At 41.6% G+C, this 316-nt stretch carries 1 rRNA gene; it reads left to right on the top strand.

What is annotated here, in order from left to right:
- A 16S ribosomal RNA gene (locus ACNAZ4_RS23780) occupies nt 1–91 on the top strand; the annotation flags it as partial.
- Nucleotides 92–316 lie beyond the last annotated feature (225 nt).

Below are 316 nucleotides of genomic sequence, written 5' to 3' on the forward strand. Positions count from 1 at the left end.
TTGGAGCCAGCCGCCTAAGGTGGGACAGATGATTGGGGTGAAGTCGTAACAAGGTAGCCGTATCGGAAGGTGCGGCTGGATCACCTCCTTTCTAAGGATATTGCCGTAAAGGCAATCGGAACTCAGATCTTCGGATCTGATGATGTTGACTAGCTTGTTTGTTTAGTTTTGAGGGAGNAATTCTCTCAAGACTTTTTTGTTCCTTGAAAACTAGATAATCGTAAGTAAGAAGAACCAAGAAGAAAACCGAGTGATCGCCATTTTAGTTTTCTCTCTATTCAATTAGAGAAATGACCTTTTAGGTTAAGTTAGAAAG

Source organism: Mesobacillus thioparans, assembly GCF_965138835.1.
Taxonomy (GTDB): domain Bacteria; phylum Bacillota; class Bacilli; order Bacillales; family Cytobacillaceae; genus Mesobacillus; species Mesobacillus thioparans.